17 protein-coding genes are annotated in these 16,698 nt (G+C 68.8%); 11 read left to right on the top strand and 6 right to left on the bottom strand.

The annotated features are described in order from the left end of the window. The first annotated feature begins 68 nt into the window (after nt 1-68). The 7 genes from ACFUEJ_RS12915 to ACFUEJ_RS12885 all read left to right on the top strand — a co-directional run bounded on the left by ACFUEJ_RS12915 (nt 69) and on the right by ACFUEJ_RS12885 (nt 7,568). Complete coding sequence (locus ACFUEJ_RS12915; RefSeq protein WP_277243893.1) at nt 69-3,023, top strand: Na+/H+ antiporter subunit A; 2,955 nt, start codon at nt 69-71, stop codon at nt 3,021-3,023. Further along, nucleotides 3,020-3,814 carry a Na(+)/H(+) antiporter subunit C gene (locus ACFUEJ_RS12910; protein WP_065630107.1) on the top strand — a complete coding sequence of 265 codons (795 nt, stop codon included), beginning with the start codon at nt 3,020-3,022 and terminating at the stop codon, nt 3,812-3,814. The genes ACFUEJ_RS12915 and ACFUEJ_RS12910 overlap by 4 nt, the downstream gene beginning before the upstream one ends. Further along, nucleotides 3,811-5,427, top strand: a complete 1,617-nt coding sequence (locus ACFUEJ_RS12905; RefSeq protein ID WP_058251348.1) for a Na+/H+ antiporter subunit D — start codon at nt 3,811-3,813, stop codon at nt 5,425-5,427. Before ACFUEJ_RS12910 ends, ACFUEJ_RS12905 begins: the two co-directional genes overlap by 4 nt. Continuing rightward, the gene (locus ACFUEJ_RS12900) at nt 5,424-6,281 is read left to right on the top strand and encodes a Na+/H+ antiporter subunit E (RefSeq protein WP_388029806.1); all 858 of its coding nucleotides are present in this window, start codon (nt 5,424-5,426) and stop codon (nt 6,279-6,281) included. Before ACFUEJ_RS12905 ends, ACFUEJ_RS12900 begins: the two co-directional genes overlap by 4 nt. Next, nucleotides 6,278-6,541, top strand: coding sequence for a monovalent cation/H+ antiporter complex subunit F (locus ACFUEJ_RS12895; protein WP_058251350.1), 264 nt, complete (start codon nt 6,278-6,280; stop codon nt 6,539-6,541). The genes ACFUEJ_RS12900 and ACFUEJ_RS12895 overlap by 4 nt, the downstream gene beginning before the upstream one ends. Continuing rightward, complete coding sequence (gene mnhG, locus ACFUEJ_RS12890) at nt 6,538-6,870, top strand: monovalent cation/H(+) antiporter subunit G (protein WP_058251351.1); 333 nt, start codon at nt 6,538-6,540, stop codon at nt 6,868-6,870. Before ACFUEJ_RS12895 ends, mnhG begins: the two co-directional genes overlap by 4 nt. Before the next feature lie 308 nt (nt 6,871-7,178). Then, on the top strand, nt 7,179-7,568 hold the full coding sequence (locus ACFUEJ_RS12885) for a DUF1304 domain-containing protein (RefSeq protein ID WP_078111731.1): 390 nt from the start codon (nt 7,179-7,181) through the stop codon (nt 7,566-7,568). Nucleotides 7,569-7,606: 38 nt separating this feature from the next. Here ACFUEJ_RS12885 and ACFUEJ_RS12880 read toward each other — a convergent pair whose 3' ends face one another. The 4 genes from ACFUEJ_RS12880 to ACFUEJ_RS12865 form a co-directional block, all read right to left on the bottom strand. Next, nucleotides 7,607-8,734 (bottom strand): glutamate--cysteine ligase, encoded by a 1,128-nt coding sequence (locus ACFUEJ_RS12880; RefSeq protein WP_058251353.1) that lies wholly within the window; start codon nt 8,732-8,734, stop codon nt 7,607-7,609. Nucleotides 8,735-8,767: 33 nt separating this feature from the next. Continuing rightward, complete coding sequence (locus ACFUEJ_RS12875) at nt 8,768-9,448, bottom strand: superoxide dismutase family protein (protein ID WP_065630469.1); 681 nt, start codon at nt 9,446-9,448, stop codon at nt 8,768-8,770. A gap of 85 nt (nt 9,449-9,533) precedes the next feature. Then, nucleotides 9,534-10,019 (bottom strand): LytR C-terminal domain-containing protein, encoded by a 486-nt coding sequence (locus ACFUEJ_RS12870; RefSeq protein WP_388029800.1) that lies wholly within the window; start codon nt 10,017-10,019, stop codon nt 9,534-9,536. 47 nt (nt 10,020-10,066) lie between these two features. Continuing rightward, nucleotides 10,067-10,432 carry a DUF3263 domain-containing protein gene (locus ACFUEJ_RS12865; protein WP_065630471.1) on the bottom strand — a complete coding sequence of 122 codons (366 nt, stop codon included), beginning with the start codon at nt 10,430-10,432 and terminating at the stop codon, nt 10,067-10,069. Between the two features lie 273 nt (nt 10,433-10,705). Between ACFUEJ_RS12865 and ACFUEJ_RS12860 the strand changes: the two genes are divergently transcribed. From ACFUEJ_RS12860 to ACFUEJ_RS12845, 4 genes are read left to right on the top strand one after another with little or no spacing between them, the layout of a single operon-like run. Further along, nucleotides 10,706-11,551: an esterase/lipase family protein gene (locus ACFUEJ_RS12860; RefSeq protein ID WP_388029798.1), complete on the top strand. Its 846-nt coding sequence runs from the start codon at nt 10,706-10,708 to the stop codon at nt 11,549-11,551. A gap of 20 nt (nt 11,552-11,571) precedes the next feature. Beyond that, the gene (locus tag ACFUEJ_RS12855) at nt 11,572-12,174 is read left to right on the top strand and encodes a peptide deformylase (protein WP_159369990.1); all 603 of its coding nucleotides are present in this window, start codon (nt 11,572-11,574) and stop codon (nt 12,172-12,174) included. 24 nt (nt 12,175-12,198) lie between these two features. Next, a complete protein-coding gene (locus ACFUEJ_RS12850) occupies nt 12,199-13,182 on the top strand; it encodes a GNAT family N-acetyltransferase (protein WP_388029795.1) in 984 nt (327 codons plus the stop codon). Next, nucleotides 13,179-13,967: an exodeoxyribonuclease III gene (locus ACFUEJ_RS12845; protein ID WP_338856686.1), complete on the top strand. Its 789-nt coding sequence runs from the start codon at nt 13,179-13,181 to the stop codon at nt 13,965-13,967. The genes ACFUEJ_RS12850 and ACFUEJ_RS12845 overlap by 4 nt, the downstream gene beginning before the upstream one ends. A 158-nt stretch (nt 13,968-14,125) precedes the next feature. Here ACFUEJ_RS12845 and ACFUEJ_RS12840 read toward each other — a convergent pair whose 3' ends face one another. After that, a complete protein-coding gene (locus ACFUEJ_RS12840; RefSeq protein ID WP_388029792.1) occupies nt 14,126-14,872 on the bottom strand; it encodes a siderophore-interacting protein in 747 nt (248 codons plus the stop codon). A gap of 105 nt (nt 14,873-14,977) precedes the next feature. Further along, nucleotides 14,978-16,627 (bottom strand): long-chain-fatty acid--ACP ligase MbtM, encoded by a 1,650-nt coding sequence (gene mbtM / locus ACFUEJ_RS12835; protein WP_078111733.1) that lies wholly within the window; start codon nt 16,625-16,627, stop codon nt 14,978-14,980. Nucleotides 16,628-16,698 lie beyond the last annotated feature (71 nt).

Here is a 16,698-nt window from a genome sequence, read left to right as displayed (position 1 = left end):
CAACGGTAAAGTAGCCACCGCGGGTGCTCGCCCGTGACACCCCGCCGGGAGAAAGACGGAGTGCCCTTTTGATCTCTGTGTTGGCTGCGTTGGCAGTGTGCGCACTCGTCGCGCCCGCAGTCATCCATTGGATGGGTACCCGCGGTTTCTACGTTCTCGCACTGGCGCCCCTCGGCGCGCTGATCTGGGTCGTGCTCAACTGGCCGCCGGCCGATGCGGCTGCCGCCCGGGTCGAGACGGTCAGCTGGGTCCCATCACTCCAGATGGACATCGCCACCCGCTTCGACACCCTGACCGCGATCCTGTCGGTGCTGATCCTCGGGGTCGGTGCGCTCGTCCTCTGCTACTGCGCCCACTACTTCGACGACGCCCGTCCCCGCGTCGCCGTGTTCGGCGGGGAGATGGTCGCGTTCGCCGCGGCCATGTTCGGCCTCGTCATCTCCGACAACATGCTGGTGCTGTACGTGTTCTGGGAGCTCACGACCGTGCTCTCGTTCATGCTGGTCGGCTTCTACGGGGTGCGCGCGACGGCTCGGCGGTCCGCCACCCAGGCGCTGCTGGTCACCACGTTCGGCGGTCTGGCCATGCTCGTCGGCATCATCATGCTGGGCGAGCGGTCGGGCACCTACCTGCTGTCGGAGATCGTCTCGGCACCGCCGACCGGTGTGTACGTCGACATCGCGGTGGTCCTGCTGCTGATCGGCGCGCTCACCAAATCGGCCATCGTCCCGTTCCACTTCTGGCTGCCCGGCGCCATGGCCGCACCGACCCCGGTCAGCGCGTACCTGCACGCGGCCGCGATGGTCAAGGCCGGCATCTACCTCATCGCCCGTCTGGCCCCTGCTTTCTCGGTGACGATCAGTTGGCAGATCGCCGTGGTGGGGCTCGGCCTGGTGACGATGGTGCTCGGCGGATGGCGCTCGCTGCGCGAGCTCGACCTCAAACTCATCCTCGCGTTCGGCACGGTGTCCCAGCTCGGCTTCATGGCCGTGCTGGTCGGCATCGGTGACGCGAACGTCGCCATGGCGGGCATCGCGATGCTCGTCGCGCACGCGTTGTTCAAAGCGTCGCTGTTCATGGTCGTCGGCATCATCGACCACTCCACCGGTACCCGCGATGTCCGCAAACTCGCCCGGCTCGGCCATCGTCTCCCGGGGCTGGCGATCACCGCCGCGGTCGCCGGGGCGAGCATGGCCGGCATCCCCGTCACCCTCGGATTCGTCGGCAAGGAAACAGCTTTCGCCTCGGTGTGGGAGACCGGGGCGTTCGTCTCGTGGCAGGCCCACGCCGTCGACATCATCCTGCTGGTCGGCTCGATCATCACCTGTGCCTACACGCTCCGCTTCTTGTGGGGCGCGTTCGGCCGCAAGGTGCGCAGCACCCCGAGTCCGGCGGTCGCCAAGATGCACCCGCCGAAGTGGCCCTTCTACTTCTCGCCCGTGGCGCTCGCCGCGGCCGGTGTGGCGGCCGGCGTGTTCAGCCCGCAGCTAGGCGCTCTCTTCGAGCCGTACGCCGAGACCCTCGACGGGTACGGGCACGAACTCGAGCATCTCGCGCTGTGGCACGGGTTCGGCCTTCCCGTCGTGTTCTCGATCATCGTCATCGTCGGCGGCGCCCTGCTGTTCCTCGGTATCCGCCGGGTCCGCGACCGCGTCTTCGGCTTCCGCCCGCTGGTGAACGCCGACCGCATCTACGACGCGACGCTGCGCGGTGCGGACACCCTGTCGCTGCTGCTGACGCGCAACACCCAGCGCGGGTCACTGCCGGTGACGCAGGGCGTCATCCTGTGCACCGCGATCCTGCTGCCGACCATCGTGCTGTTCGCCGGCGCTCGCGACCGACTGGAGATCGACTACGACGCCAAGCCGGTCCAGCTGGTGATCGGCGGGTGCATCGTCGCCGCGTCGTTGGCCGCCGTGCTGCTGCGCAACCGCCTCGCCGCGACGCTCGTCGTCGGGATCACCGGCTACGGCTGCGCGATGCTGTTCGCGCTGTACGGCGCCCCCGACCTCGCGCTCACCCAGTTCCTCGTCGAGACGCTCACCCTGGTCATCTTCGTGCTGGTACTGCGCAAGCTGCCCGCCGAACCGGAGAAGCGGCACGCCACCGGGTTCAAGCCGCTGCGCGCCCTCATCGGACTCGCCTTCGGCGCGATGCTGGTCCTGATCGGGTTGTTCGCGGCGTCCGCCCGCTCGACCGAACCGCTCCACGTCGACCTGCCCGAGGCCGCCTACGACTACGGTCACGGCGCCAACGCCGTCAACGTCCTGCTCGTCGACATCCGCGCCTGGGACACCCTCGGCGAGGTGTCGGTGCTCATCGCGGCCGCCACCGGCGTCGCGTCGATGGTCTTCCGCAACCGCCGCTTCGGGGCGGCACCACGCGTGGCCGACGCCGCCCGGCTGCAGGCCGGCGACAACGGGGACGACAGCGACGACGACGATCACGTCCCACCGGACCGCACCACCTGGCTGCTCGGTTCCGGGCTGCGCGATCCACGCCACCGGTCGATGGTTCTCGAGGCCACGACGCGATTGCTGTTCCCGACGATGGTCGTGCTGTCGATCTACTTCTTCTACGCCGGCCACAATGCGCCGGGCGGTGGCTTCGCCGGCGGCCTGACGATGGGTCTCGCGCTCGTCCTCCGCTACCTGGCGGGCGGACGCTACGAACTCGGTGAGGCGCTGCCGATCGAGCCCGGCCGCATCCTGGGCGCCGGCCTGGCCGTCTCGGCGACCACGGCGATCGTCTCGATGTTCCTCGGCGCCCCCGCACTCTCGTCGGCGGTCTTCGAGGTCACCGTCCCGGTCCTCGGCGACATCAAGTTCGTGACCGCCCTGTTCTTCGACCTCGGCATCTACCTGATCGTTGTCGGGCTCGTCCTGGACGTGCTGCGAAGTCTCGGCGCGCGTCTCGATGTGGAGACCACGATCGCCCGCACCGCGGCGCGCATCGAGAACTCGCGTGGCGACACCGCGGCGGACGACGCCGCGAGCACCACCGGCGAGCAGGTGAGCCGATGACCACCAATCTCTCGCTGATGCTGGTCATCGGCGCGATGGCGGCGTGCGGCGTGTACCTGCTGATGGAACGCAGTCTGGTCCGGATGCTGTTCGGGCTCCTGCTCGTCGGCAATGCGCTCAACCTGATGATCATCGTCGTGTCGGGCGGCATGGGGAACCCGCCGATCATGGGCCGGTCGTCGGAGAACCGGGCGTCCGACGCCGATCCCCTCGCGCAGGGCATGGTCCTGACCGCGATCGTGATCATGATGGGCGTCGCCGCGTTCGTCCTGGCGCTGGTCTACCGGCTGTTCGTGATCAATCGGGACGACGACGACGTCGAGGACGACGAGGAGGACGTCAAGATCTTGAGCGGATCGCTGGGGACGGCACCCGACCGCGATCGCAGCGACGATCCACTGACCCTCTCCGACACCCCGACCGGCGATCACTTCGACGACAAGGGCAATCCGCTCACCGCGGAGGAGGCCGCCGCCCGGCACGCCGCGCTCTACGAGACCGACATCATGCCGACGGACTCCGACGTCGTCGACGAGATCGGCGGCGCGGAGGAGGAGCCCGACCCCGAGACCTCGGCGCAGACCGCCGCCCGCGAGGACGGGCCGGACGTGTACGGGCCGGGCGAACTCGGTCCCGACGAGGTAGGTCCCAAGTCGGCCGTCGCACCTCCCGACGGGTCCGGCGAGGACGACGCCGACCCCGACGTCATCGACCAGCGCGAGATGCCGGACCGCGACGTGGTCGGGCCGGACAAGAAGAAGCACGGCGACGAGAACGGGGGTGACCGATGACCCCGCAGGAGTCGTGGATCCCCGTCCTGATCACGCTGCCGACGCTGGTGCCGCTGGGCGCTGCCGCCGTCTCGCTGCTGCTCGGCCGCAGCCCCAAGATCCAGCGGGCGGTGTCGATCGTCGCCATCACCGTCGCGTTCGTCGCGTCGTGCCTGATGCTGTACCTGACCGACCGCCACGGGACCTTCGCGGTCGCGATCGGCGGCTGGGGAGACAAGGGCTACCCGAACGGACCGCTCGGGATCACGCTGGTCGTCGACCAGCTCGCGGCCCTGATGCTCGTCGTCTCGACGATCGTGCTGCTGTGCGTCGTCGTGTACGCGATCGGGCAGGGTATCCGTGACGGCACGGCCCAGCAGCCGACGTCGATCTTCCTGCCGACCTACCTCATCCTGACCGCGGGTGTCTGCAACGCGTTCCTCGCCGGCGACCTGTTCAACCTGTACGTCTCGTTCGAGATCCTGCTGACCGCGAGTTACGTGCTGCTGACCCTCGGGGCGAGCGCCGAACGTGTCCGAGCGGGCGCGTCGTACGTGATGGTGTCGATGGTGTCGTCGCTGATCTTCCTCGCGGGCATCGCGTTCGCGTACGCGACGACCGGCACCCTCAACCTCGCCGAGATGGCCGTGCGCCTCGACGACGTCCCCGACGGGACCCGCAACGCGCTGTTCGCGGTGCTACTCGTGGCGTTCGGCATCAAGGCCGCGGTGTTCCCGCTGTCGACGTGGCTACCCGACTCCTACCCCACCGCGCCGGCACCCGTCACGGCGGTGTTCGCCGGCCTGCTCACCAAGGTCGGTGTGTACGCGATCGTGCGCGCCCACTCGCTGCTGTTCCCCGGCGGCACGATGGACGCGGTGCTGCTGGTCGCCGGCCTGTTGACGATGCTCGTGGGCATCTTCGGCGCGATCGCCCAGGCCGACATCAAGCGACTGCTGTCGTTCACCCTCGTCAGCCACATCGGCTACATGATCTTCGGCATCGCGCTGTCGTCGGACCTCGGGATGTCGGCGGCGATCTACTACGTCGCCCACCACATCCTCGTGCAGACGACGCTGTTCCTGGTCGTCGGCCTGATCGAACGTCAAGCCGGTTCGGCCTCGCTCCGCCGCCTGGGCGGGCTCATCGCCAGCCCCCTGCTGGCCGTCCTGTTCCTGGTACCCGCGCTGAATCTCGGCGGCATCCCACCGTTCTCCGGTTTCATCGGCAAGGTCGCCCTCCTCGAGGCGGGCACCCAGGACGGGTCCGTGCTGGCCTGGATCCTCGTCGCCGGGTCGGTGGTCACCAGCCTGCTCACCCTCTACGTCATGGCCCGCATCTGGACCAAGGGATTCTGGCGACCGCGCGCCGACGCCCCCGAAGGCGATCTCGCCGACAAGGGCCCGTCCGCACTGATCGACGAGAGCGCCGACGACGCCGCGTTCTCCGACCGTGAGGACGTCGGTCGGATGCCCGTGATGATGGTGCTGCCGACGATGGCGATGGTGGCCGCGGGACTCGTGCTCACCCTCTGGGCCGGGCCGATCTTCGACTTCACCGACCATGCGGCGACCGACGTCGTCGACCGCGCCGTCTACGTCGACGCCGTGCTGGGAGTGGGTGGTACCCGATGAGCGCGCAGGATCGAGCCGACGGCCGCGCCCGCGGAGCATCCGCGACGCCCAAACGGCGGCCGCCGGTCGTCTCGACCAAGGGACCGGTCCTGTCCCTGGTCATCAACGTCTGGCGCGTGTCGCTGCTGTTCGTCTTCTGGCACTTCGTCGCCGCGCTGGTGTGGTTGCGCACGCACACCCGTGTGCCCAGGTGGCTGGGCAGCGACGGCCGCGAGGTCGCGGTCCGGTTGTGGACCATCGCGTGGCTGACGTTCGTCTGGGTCCTGCTGTGGGGCACGCTGTCCTGGGCCAATGTGATCGCAGGGATCGTGCTGGCGATCCTGGTGCTGACGGTGCTGCCGTTGCCGCGGGTCCCGGTCGAGGGCCGTATCCATCCCCTGTCGGTTCTGCAGCTCGTCGGCCGTCTGATCGTCGACTTCTTCGTGTCGAGTGTGCAGATCGGCTGGATGGCCATCCGTCCCGGCCGGCCACCGCTGGGCGCCGTGGTACGGGTGCGCGTCGCGATCAAGTCCGACATGGTGCTGACCCTGGCCGTCGACTACCTCAACCTGGTGCCGGGCACCATGGTCCTGGAGATCGACCATCGACGCCGGATGCTCTACGTGCACGTCTTCGACGTCCGTTCGGAGAAGAAGGTGCGGGCCTTCTACGATCAGGTCGCCTATGTCGAGCGGATGTTCATCAAGGCGTTCGAGCGGGACAGCGAATGGCATCCGAGTCCGTTCCACGGCATCGACGAGGACTTCCACCACGTCCGCACGGTGGACCGGTCGGTGGACAACGCCCGGTCGATCGACGACACCGAACCGGAACGTCGACAGGGCGAGCCCGAGCGGGAACGAGGTGACTTATGAGCTACGTCTGGACGATCGCCGCCGCCATGCTGCTCGTCGCCGCGGTGCTGACGATGATCCGCATCCTGCGCGGCCCGACCACGCTCGACCGACTCGTCGCACTCGACGTGCTCATCGCGCTGTGCATGTGCGGCCTGGGGACCTGGGCGGCGTTCAGCCGTGATTCGACGGTGGTCCCGGCGATCGTGGCCCTGGCCCTCCTCAGCTTCGTCGGGTCGGTGTCGATCGCGCGGTTCCGAGTCCGGGACGACCAGACATGATCATCGACATCATCAGCGCGACGCTGCTGCTCCTCGGATGCCTGATGGCGGTCACCGCCGCCATCGGACTCGTCCGGTTCCCGGACACCCTGAGCCGGATGCACGCGGCCACCAAACCGCAGACCTTCGGCCTGCTCCTCATCCTGCTCGGCGCCGTGCTCCGGCTCGGCGACAACGTCGACAGCGGGATGCTGATTCTCGCCGGGCTCTTCGCCCTGATCACCGCGCCCGTCGTGGCGCATCGGATCGGCCGGCTCGCATACCAGGAGCAACGGGCCCGCGACGGGCTCATGGATCAGCGGGACATGGAGTCACCGGACCGGGACTGACTGCGGACCGATCGTCCGACGCCCCTCGCCGAGCGACAGCAGCGTCGCGCCCGATGGGGGCACCGGCGGTGTTGATGAGCAGGCAGCCCTCGCGAGCCGGAGACGTGTCATCGGTCGGCGCCGATCGCAGCCCGTTCAGGTAGTTCTCGGCGGCATCGGCCGCGACGATGCCGGCGGTCAGTGGACGCAGCCGCGGGCGGACTACCTCGTCGAGATAACTGTGTACGGCCGCGTCGAAGAGACCTCGCTTCGATCCGAAGGTCGGAACGCTATTCTCCGACGGGCCCGTCGACAACGAGGAGTACGAAATGGTCATCGCAGGTCTGGTGCTCGCCGCGATCGCTGCGCTCGTCCACGTCTTCATCTTCTATCTGGAGTCCATCGCATGGACGAGCGCGCGCGCACGCGCGACGTTCGGCACCGGAACGGTGGAACAGGCGAGCGCACAAAAGGAACTGGCGTTCAACCAGGGGTTCTACAACCTGTTCCTCGCGATCGCCGTGTTCGTCGGGATCGCCTTTGTCATCGGCGGATCCATCGCGATCGGCGCAACACTCGTCATCACCGGCACGGCCTCGATGGCGGCCGCGGCACTTGTGCTGGCGCTGTCGAGCCCCGACAAGATCGCGGCCGCACTGAAGCAGGGTGTGGTTCCCGCTCTCGGAATCGTCGTGCTCGCCATTGGTCTGGCCCGCTGAGCCCGGGCCCTGCCTCCCGGATCTCGCGCCGACCGAGATCAGGGAGCGTCCAGCTCGGCGACCACCGACGCGACCACCTCGCGTAGCGAACCGGTGCGACGATGCACGTCACGCTGCCGCTGATAGCTCGCGCCCTGGGCGATGATGCGCTCGACGCCGGCCAGCTCGTCGACGCAATCGAGTTCGCGCGCAATCGGTTCGAGACGTTCGAGCAGAGCGGTGAGGTCCTCGGTCACGAGTTTCTCGGTGCAGTCGGAGTCGAGGATGACGATGGCGTCGAGTCCGTAGCGGGCTGCCCGCCATTTGTTCTCCTGGACGAGCCAGGGCGCCATCGTCGGCAGCTTCTCGCCCGCCGAGAACCGCCGGTCCAGGTCGACGACCAGGCAGTGGATGAGTGCCACGATCGCCGACAGCTCGCCGAGGTTGGTCATGCCGTCGCACACGCGGACCTCGATGGTCCCCAGATGCGGGGAAGGCCGGATGTCCCAGCGGATCTCGTTGAGATGGTCGATGATCCCGGTCGTCTTCTGGTCTGCGACGAAAGCCTCGAACTGCTCCCAGGTCTCGAACTGGAACGGCAGCCCGGCGGTCGGGAGTTGCTGGAACATCATGGCGCGATTGCTCGCGTATCCGGTGTCCTGACCGGCCCACATCGGCGACGACGAGGACAGTGCGAGCAGGTGCGGATAGTAGTTCAGGAGCGCGTCGAGAACGGGTAACACCTTGTCGCGGTGGCTGATCCCGACGTGGACGTGCACGCCCCAGATCAGCATCTGCCGCCCCCACCACTGGGTGCGCTCGATCAGCTCCGCGTATCGGTGACCCTCGGTGAGCAGTTGGGTCGAGTACTCCGCGAACGGATGCGTACCGGCGCCGTACAGATCGACGCCGAGGTCCTCGGTCAGCCCCCGCACCACGCCGAGCGTGCCCGTGAGGTCGGCGATCGCCTCGCCCGCGGTCCGGCAGATGCCGGTCACCAACTCGACGGTGTTGCGCAGCAGCTCCTTGTGGATTCTGCCCGCGAAGTCGGGATGGTGTTCGCCGACGGCGGCGAAGAGCGCCGCCGCCGAGTTCGACAGATCGCCGGTTCCCTTGTCGGTCAGGGCGAACTCCCATTCGACCCCGAGGGTGGGGGTCGGTGACCCGTCGAACTCGATCGGTGTCATGTGCTCAGGTGGCGTCGGACGGCGCCAGAACCCCTAGCTCTCCTCTTCGATGACACCGCACGCGATGCGTGCGCCGGCGTCGCCGGTCCGCAGGGTGTCGGGGTTCGGGCCGCCCGGGTACTTGTCAGCCGGGATGTTCCCGAAGTTGTCGGGCTTCTCGTGGATCATGATCGACTTGCCGATCAGCTGCTGGATGGTCACCGCGTCGGTCGTGGTGACCGTCCGGCCGGTGTGGTCCTCGAGGATGTTGATCGAGATCAGATCTCCGCTCGAGGGATGATCGGTGTTGCCGTCCACCTGCAGATGTCCGCCCGCCGAGGTGAACGCCTGCGAGCCGCCGGCGCCCGCGTCACAGGTGCCGGTCTCGTGGATGTGCATGCCGTGGAACCCGGCCGGCAGCTCACCGGCGGTGACGCGCACGTTGATGGTGACCGGCTCGGCGGTTTCGGTGGCCGCGGTGAAGGTTGCTTGGCCCACGACCTCGCCGGAGGTGTCCTTGATCTCGGCGACGGCGATCTGGCCGCTGGGCTCGCCGTCGACGTCGTCCTCGGCGCCCGGCGGGAGCGGCGCATCGCTGACGACGGGCGGCGTCGTGCCCGGGACGTCCGTGGGTTCCTGGTCGGGGCTGCACCCGGCCAGTGTCACGCCGATCAGTCCTGCGGAGAACAACGCGGCGAGAGCGCGGGGCGCGGCGAGTGTGGAACGTCCGGACATGTCACTCCTTGGTTGGCGGACAGTGGTTTTCGGTAATTCTCGGTTCAGCTGCTTCGTGATTCAGAGGTTCGCGGCTCGGCCCGGGTCATGCGCCGCTGACCGCGGTCACCACGACCACCGGGATGCCGCCGCGGCACCGGGTGAACGAGGCCGGCCGCTCCTCGACCGCGACCTGGCCGCCGAGTGCCTCGGCGACCTCGTCGGCCTGGGCCTTGTCCGTGTCGTCCTCGTGGAAGACCGTGTTCTCGCTGAACCCGCCCGCGGTGTAGTTGCCGGGCTCCGCCATCTGGTAACCCCTGGCCTCCAGCAGATCGGTCACGTCCGAGGCGAGGCCCGCGACCTGGCCGGCGTTGATCACGCAGAGCCGCTTGTCGGTCGACGCCGCACTCGTGGACGCCGGCTTCGACGTGGGCGACGAACTCACGGTCGTCGCGGCCTCGGTCGTCGGGGCGTCGTTCCCGGCGGTCGCCGCGGAATGCCAGCCGAGGCCGATGAAGACCACGGCGACTGCGAAGAGCATCATCGCCCCCGCACGAAGCGGGAGGCGATTGGGCTCACGATCTGCATTCATCACCGACGACCTTAACGCACCGCGCGAGGGCGTCCGGGTTCAGCGTCTCAGGTGATCTCGAAGCCCAGACGGCGCGCCGCACGGGCCTTCTGACGGGTCGCGCGCAGGCGCCGGAGCCGCTTGACGAGCATCGGATCGGCCGCGAGCGCCTCCGGCCGGTCGACCAGCGCGTTGAGCACCTGGTAGTACCGGGTCGCCGACAAACCGAACAGCTCTTTGATCGCTTCTTCCTTGGCGCCGGCGTACTTCCACCACTGGCGCTCGAACGCGAGGATGTCGTGTTCGCGGCGGGTCAGACCGTCCGCACCGACCTCGTGCGGATCGACCGGCCGGCCGGCCGCCCCGGCCTCTGCGTCCTGGCCGGGGGTGGTTTGATCGCCCTGTTTCTGGCTACGCGCAGCTGCGCCGTCCATCTCACTCCCTCAGATACCAGTCGACGACCTCACACCACCGCTGACGTGCACCTATTCGCGACGCGACGCGGGCGCGGACGTCTCCTCACGGAGACGAATGACAGCGGTGTGGTTCGCAGCCAATCTAACCACGGCGGGCCGGTCCGATCGCGGTGTGACTCGCCACGGCGCGCATCACGACCATTCCGTCGGACGGCGACCGCTGTTAGGCTGCCCTCACTCATCCCCGTCCGGGATGGGTCGAGGCGGGGGACAGAGATGACGACGGTCGGGATGACGACAACCGGATCCGGGGTGGCGAGGACCCGGCGAGCAGTGATGGGAGCCATCGCGGCGCTGGCCTCCACGGCCGCCGTCGCGACCGCGGCACTCGCCGCGCCCGCTGCCGCCGCGCCCGCCGAGCGCGTCGTGGTCATCGTGCCCGGCCAGCAGCTCTACGCCGGCAACGCACAGAACGAGGAGACGTTCCGTCCGCTGGCCGAGGCGATCCGCGCCGACGGGAACACCGTGGTGTACGCGCACGCCGGGGGACGCGACGTGGCGTCCGACGCCCGGCTGATCCAGCGGACGATCGCACCTTTCGTCGGCACCGCGAAGTCGATCGGGCTCGTCACCCACAGTGCGGGCGGGCTCGGCGCCCGGCACTACCTGAAGTTCCTCGGCGGGTCCGACGTCGTCGACGAGTACGTCGCGATCGGGACCGCCCAGTACGGCTCGCCCGGCGGTTGCGCGCAGCCGCGCGACGGCGGTTACGACACCTGCATGTACGCCGACGCGGTCACCGAGCTCAACCGTGGTCCCGACGCCCCCGGCCCCACCCGGTACTCGGTGGTGCAGAGCGACGGCGAATGGACCGACGGTCGCCTCGACGGAACCGCACAGTGCCGCGCATACTCCCCGGTCCCCCTGGCGAACACCGGGTACGACCACGTCATCGAGATGCGCGACCCGACGATCATCGCCAACGTGCGGACGTCGCTGCGCGGGTCGTGCGCGGGCTCGGTGGTGACCGAGCCGGTCGACAGCTTCGACTGGCAGTCGACGCTGTTCCCCGGCATTCCCGGCCCTGCCGGTGACGCCATCCGCGACGCCGTACCCGGCGTCGTTCCTGCGCCCTGAGCAGCGCTAAGGTGATCGCCATGGCGATTCTCCCGATCTGCATCGTGGGCGAGCCGGTCCTGCACCAGCCGACCACTCCGGTCCCCCTCGACGCGGACGGCCGTCCGTCCGATGAGGTCGTCGGCCTCATCGACGACATGTACGAGACCATGGACGCCGCCCACGGTGTGGGCCTGGCCGCCAATCAGGTGGGCGTCGGGTCCCGGGTGTTCGTCTACGACTGCCCCGACGGCGACCGCTCGGCGGCCCGCCGCCGCGGCGAGGTCATCAACCCGGTCCTCGAGACCTCCGAGATCCCCGAGACCATGCCGGATCCCGACGACAACGACGAGGGATGCCTGTCGGTGCCGGGTGAGCAGTTCCCCACCGGCCGTGCCGACTGGGCCCGCGTCACCGGCACCGACCGGACCGGCGCCGAGGTCGTCATCGAGGGCGAGGGGTTCTTCGCCCGGATGCTCCAGCACGAGGTCGGCCACCTCGACGGCTTCCTCTACGTCGACGTGCTCGTGGGGCGCAACGCCCGGGCCGCGAAGAAGGCGATCAAACGCAACAAGTGGGGGGTCCCCGGTCTGACGTGGACGCCCGGCGAGGTCGCCGACCCGTTCGGGCACGACGACGACTGATCTCGCTTCCGCGTGGAGGTCTCATTGTCGGGTGCCGTCGCTGGCGACCGCGTCGTCGTTCGCTATCTGCTGGGCGATGCGACCCCCGCCGATTGGCGGGGAGATCCCGCGGCCGCCCGGTCGGACGTGACGGGCGTCCTGCTCGACGACTCCGACCCGCTGCGGATACGACGCGACGACGAGGAGTTGTCGATCCCGTTCGCGGCGATCACCTCGGTGCGTCTGTTGTCCGCGAAACCGGTGCGCAACAGCGAGATCCGCGCGCTCGAGCACGCCGCCGCCGTCGCCTGGCCCGGTGTCGAGACGGAGTGGGTCGACGGCTGGCTCCTGCGGGCCGGTCACGGATTCAGCAGACGCGCCAACTCAGCTGTGCCCCTTGAACGCCACGCACGTCCCGACGCCGCGACCCTGCGACATATCGGTGAGTGGTACGCCGACCGCGGCCTCCCTCCGCTCCTCGCCTCCCCGGATCGCCTCATCCCGTCGGGCTCCGTTCCCGGAGACCCCGGGGTCGAGGTACAGATGCTGACCGCCGACCTGCCGGGGCTCCGCGCGCGCACCGGCGAGATGCACGGACGGACAGTACAACTCGATCCGCAACCGGACACCCGCTGGTTGAGCGCATACGCCGGTGGGCGCGCGTCGCGCGGACTCGACACCGTGGCCGGCGTCGTGACCGCCGGGGACGGCCCGATGACCTTCGCGACCGTCGACGATGCAGCAGCGATCGGGCGGGGTTCGGTGACCGAGTCGCCGGACGGACACCGGTGGCTGGGGTTGACCGCCCTGTGGACCGACCCGGGCTCGCGCGGGGGCGGGCTCTCCTCCGCGGTGGTCGCGGCGCTGACGGCGTGGGGGGTCGAGCAGGGCGCCGACTCGGTCTACCTGCAGGTCGAGTCCACCAACCGGTTGGCCGGATCGTGGTATCGCCGCCTGGGTTTCTGGCTGCATCACACCTATCGCTATGTGACACCGCACGTGCCGGCCGCGTCGGAGGACATCCGATGAGGATCGCCACCTGGAACGTCAACTCGATTCGCGCCCGGTCCGAGTCCGTCGTCGCCTGGGCGGAGACCGCCGGCATCGACGTTCTCGCGATGCAGGAGACCAAGTGTCACGACGACGCGTTCCCGCTGATGAGTTTCCTCGCCGCCGGTTACGACGTCGCGCACGTCGGGCAAGGCGCCTACAACGGTGTCGCGATCGCCTCACGGGTCGGGCTCGACGAGGTCGAGATCTCCTTCGACGGCGTGCCGACGCACCCGGTCGACGGCCAGCCGATCCGGGAGGCGCGGTCGATCTCCGCGCGCTGCAACGGCGTTCGCGTCTGGAGTCTCTACGTACCCAACGGCAGGACACCCGACGACCCGCACTACACCTACAAGCTCGCCTGGCTCGACGCGCTGCGGAATCACATCTCCCTGCGGCTGGCCCACGACCCCGCCGCGGACATGATGCTCGCCGGCGACTGGAACGTCGCCCAGACCGACGACGACGTGTGGGATCGCGAGTACTTCGAGGGACGCACACACGTGACCCCACCCGAACGCGCCGCAGTGCAGGGGTTCCTGGAGGCCGGCCTCGTCGACTCGGCCCTTCCGTACGCCCCGGGGTACACCTTCTGGGACTACACCCAGCTGCGGTTCCCCCGGAACGAGGGCATGCGCATCGACTACGCGTTCTGCTCACCCGCTCTCGACACCCGCATCATGGGCGCCGTCGTCGATCGCGCCGCGCGAAAAGCGAAGGGCGCCAGCGATCACGCCCCGGTGGTCTTCGACATCGCCGACTGACCGCGGCTGCGCAACACAACTACTCCCTCAGGTGCGAACCTCCCCATGCTCCCTGAGGTGCGAGGAGCGATAGCGACGAGCCACGAAGGGCGCGGCGAGATGCGTCGCGAGGCCCTTCGAGGCTCGCTTCGCTCGCACCTCAGGGAGCAGGGGCGCCGTCAGGCGAACGACTTCCCGACGATCCAGTAGGCCTGCGACTTCACCGACTTCTTGGGGATCCCGTACTCGCCTTTGAACAGTCCCGCGACTGCACGGGTGCTCGTCGAATCGAGTGCGACCCAACCGAAGTGGTCGGCGGCATCGAAGGCGGCGGATCGGACCGCGTCGACGAGGGCCGCGCCGTCGCGCTCACGCGGAAGCCAGTGCACCGTGTCCTGCGCGCGGGCGCGCAGCGGCAGCAACCTGTCGCTCTCGTGCTGATACTCGAACCAGATCGTCGCACCCGCCCCGGAGTCGCCGAGCGAGTCCAGCAGCGAATTGATCGCCGGTAGCGAGGCGGTGTCGCCGGCGACGAGCCATCCCGCCGGCGCGGGGTCGGGGATCGCGAACTTCGAGCCCATCAGGGTCGCGCCGATGGCGTCACCCACATGTGCGTCCTGAGCCCATCGGGCGGCGGTGCCGTCGTGGATCGCGAACTCGATGTCGAAGGTGTCCGTCGCCGGGTCGGGATCGACGAGCGTGTACCCGCGCTGATGCAGCTTGCCGCCGTCGGCGAACCGGAGGCGCACCCACATGGTCGGGTGGATCGCGGAACCGGTGAGGAGCCCGCCACCGTGGAAGCGCAGTCGCAGATAGTGATCCGTCACCGCCTCTTTGCCGGTGAGGGTGAAGGTGAAGTCGTCACCGCCCAGGATCTTCATGACGGCGCCCTGCCAGCCGCGCCCCTTCGTGGATACCTCGCTCATGTCTGAACCTCTCTACAGTGCCTCCCCGGCCCGGGGTCCGGGCCGGGGAGACACTGTCATTCTCGTGACCGTCGGCATGACACGACGCACCACGGAAAACCGGACCTACTGGAAGGTGCCGTTCTCGACCATCTGACGGGCCTCGAGGCGACGGATCTTGCCGGATGTGGTGCGCGGCACCGAGTCCGGCGCGACGAAGATGACCTCGGCGGGCATGATCCCGCACGCCGACGCGACCTCGGAGTTGACCTCTGCACGCGCCTGGTCGGGATCGGACCCCTTGTACTCGGCGAGGATCACCAGGCCCGGCCGGGCCGAACCCTCCCCCCGCGCCATGGCGACGACGCCGCCGCGACGCACACCGGCGACTTCGGCGGCCGCGCGCTCGATCTCGATCGGGAACAGGTTGCGGCCCGCGACGATGATGACCTCCTTGGCCCGGCCGCAGATCACCAGCCGATCGTCGATCAGGTAACCGAGGTCGCCGGTCGAGAACCATTCGCCCGCACCGAGATCGGCGTCGCCCAGGTAGCCGCGCATCATCGACGCGCCGCGGATCTCCACGTGTCCGACGTTGCGCCCGTCGATGACCGGGACGTCGACATTCGGCTCGACGATGCGAACCTGCATGCCGCCCAGCGGCTTACCGAGGATCGCGTACCGGCGGCGAATGGGCTCGCCACCGCCGGGCGGGGTCACGGTGACCTCGTCGTAGTGCACCCCCTCGCCGACCGCGGGCATCGTCACCGCGCAGGCGGATTCGGCCATACCGTAGGCGGGTGCCGCGGCGGAACGATCGAATCCGAACGGCGCGGTCGCCTCGAGGAACTTGTCGAAGGCATCGGCGTCGATCGGCTCACCGCCGCTGATCGCGACGCGCAGGTGTGAGAGGTCGATGTCGCGCAGCAGTTTGCCGTAGCGGCCGAGGATGTCGTAGGCGAAGTTCGGCGCCGCGGTGACGGTCGTCTTGGTCTCGGTGAGCCACTGCATCCACTTGAAGGGCGCCGCCGCGAAGGCGGTGTTCGGCACGATGTAGGCGGGGATGCCGGTGGTCATCCCGGCGAGCAGGAACATCAGACCCATGTCGTGGTAGAGCGGCAGCCAGCTGAACCCGGTGTCGCGGGTGCGGTGGAGGCCGAGCCGGCTGACCAGTTCGATGGCGTTCGAGTAGACGGCCGAGGCCGTCAGGGCGACGGTCTTGGGGTCTCCGGTCGATCCGGCGGTTCCCTGGAGGACGGCGATGGTGTTGCCGTTGACGTTACGGGCGACGAAGTCGGTGGTGTCGGCGCCGAGGCCGTACTCGCCCACTCGCGCGATGTGCAGCCGTCCCTCGACCTTCGACAGCAGGTCGAGCTGGGCTCCGCTGCCGAGGACGGTGCCGACGCCGATCGACACGTACCGGTGGTAGGTGTTCTGCGCCCATCGCTCCTCGTCGGCCCCCCGGATGGGGCCCGGCAGGATGGTGACCGGAACACCGGCGAGCCACGCGCCCTGGATGGCGGCGATCAGGTCCACCGTGGGGTCCCCGATGAGGCCGAGCGCCTGCGGCTCGTGCAGTTCGCTGTCAGCCAGCAACTGGACCGCGATCTGCTCCGCGCGGGCATGGACCTCGCGCCACGGCGCCGTCACCCACTCGCCGGTGTCGGAGTCCAGGACGGACAGACTCGTATCCCCCGCCAGCATCGCCTCACGAACGGTGGCCGCCAACGCATTGGTCGAGCCCGCTTCCTCCAGGATCACGCTGTTCTGCGACATTCTCGTTTCCCGTTCTCGCCAGCACCTGGCGTCGGTCGTCTGATCGTCTTCCGGTCGTGTGAGCGACCGAG

The organism is Gordonia sp. NPDC057258 (assembly GCF_042668985.1).
Taxonomy (GTDB): domain Bacteria; phylum Actinomycetota; class Actinomycetes; order Mycobacteriales; family Mycobacteriaceae; genus Gordonia; species Gordonia hongkongensis.
This window is presented reverse-complemented; position numbering and strand designations above follow the sequence as displayed.

Excerpts from the sequence above, each read along its gene's own strand:
- ACFUEJ_RS12880 (WP_058251353.1), bottom strand. The coding sequence starts at position 8,734 with ATGACACCGATCGAGTTCGACGGGTCACCGACCCCCACCCTCGGGGTC.
- ACFUEJ_RS12865 (WP_065630471.1), bottom strand. The coding sequence starts at position 10,432 with ATGGACGGCGCAGCTGCGCGTAGCCAGAAACAGGGCGATCAAACCACC.
- ACFUEJ_RS12910 (WP_065630107.1), top strand. The coding sequence starts at position 3,020 with ATGACCACCAATCTCTCGCTGATGCTGGTCATCGGCGCGATGGCGGCG.
- mnhG (WP_058251351.1), top strand. The coding sequence starts at position 6,538 with ATGATCATCGACATCATCAGCGCGACGCTGCTGCTCCTCGGATGCCTG.
- ACFUEJ_RS12885 (WP_078111731.1), top strand. The coding sequence starts at position 7,179 with ATGGTCATCGCAGGTCTGGTGCTCGCCGCGATCGCTGCGCTCGTCCAC.
- ACFUEJ_RS12870 (WP_388029800.1), bottom strand. The coding sequence starts at position 10,019 with ATGAATGCAGATCGTGAGCCCAATCGCCTCCCGCTTCGTGCGGGGGCG.
- ACFUEJ_RS12875 (WP_065630469.1), bottom strand. The coding sequence starts at position 9,448 with ATGTCCGGACGTTCCACACTCGCCGCGCCCCGCGCTCTCGCCGCGTTG.
- ACFUEJ_RS12840 (WP_388029792.1), bottom strand. The coding sequence starts at position 14,872 with ATGAGCGAGGTATCCACGAAGGGGCGCGGCTGGCAGGGCGCCGTCATG.
- ACFUEJ_RS12860 (WP_388029798.1), top strand. The coding sequence starts at position 10,706 with ATGACGACAACCGGATCCGGGGTGGCGAGGACCCGGCGAGCAGTGATG.
- ACFUEJ_RS12905 (WP_058251348.1), top strand. The coding sequence starts at position 3,811 with ATGACCCCGCAGGAGTCGTGGATCCCCGTCCTGATCACGCTGCCGACG.
- ACFUEJ_RS12855 (WP_159369990.1), top strand. The coding sequence starts at position 11,572 with ATGGCGATTCTCCCGATCTGCATCGTGGGCGAGCCGGTCCTGCACCAG.
- mbtM (WP_078111733.1), bottom strand. The coding sequence starts at position 16,627 with ATGTCGCAGAACAGCGTGATCCTGGAGGAAGCGGGCTCGACCAATGCG.
- ACFUEJ_RS12845 (WP_338856686.1), top strand. The coding sequence starts at position 13,179 with ATGAGGATCGCCACCTGGAACGTCAACTCGATTCGCGCCCGGTCCGAG.
- ACFUEJ_RS12900 (WP_388029806.1), top strand. The coding sequence starts at position 5,424 with ATGAGCGCGCAGGATCGAGCCGACGGCCGCGCCCGCGGAGCATCCGCG.
- ACFUEJ_RS12895 (WP_058251350.1), top strand. The coding sequence starts at position 6,278 with ATGAGCTACGTCTGGACGATCGCCGCCGCCATGCTGCTCGTCGCCGCG.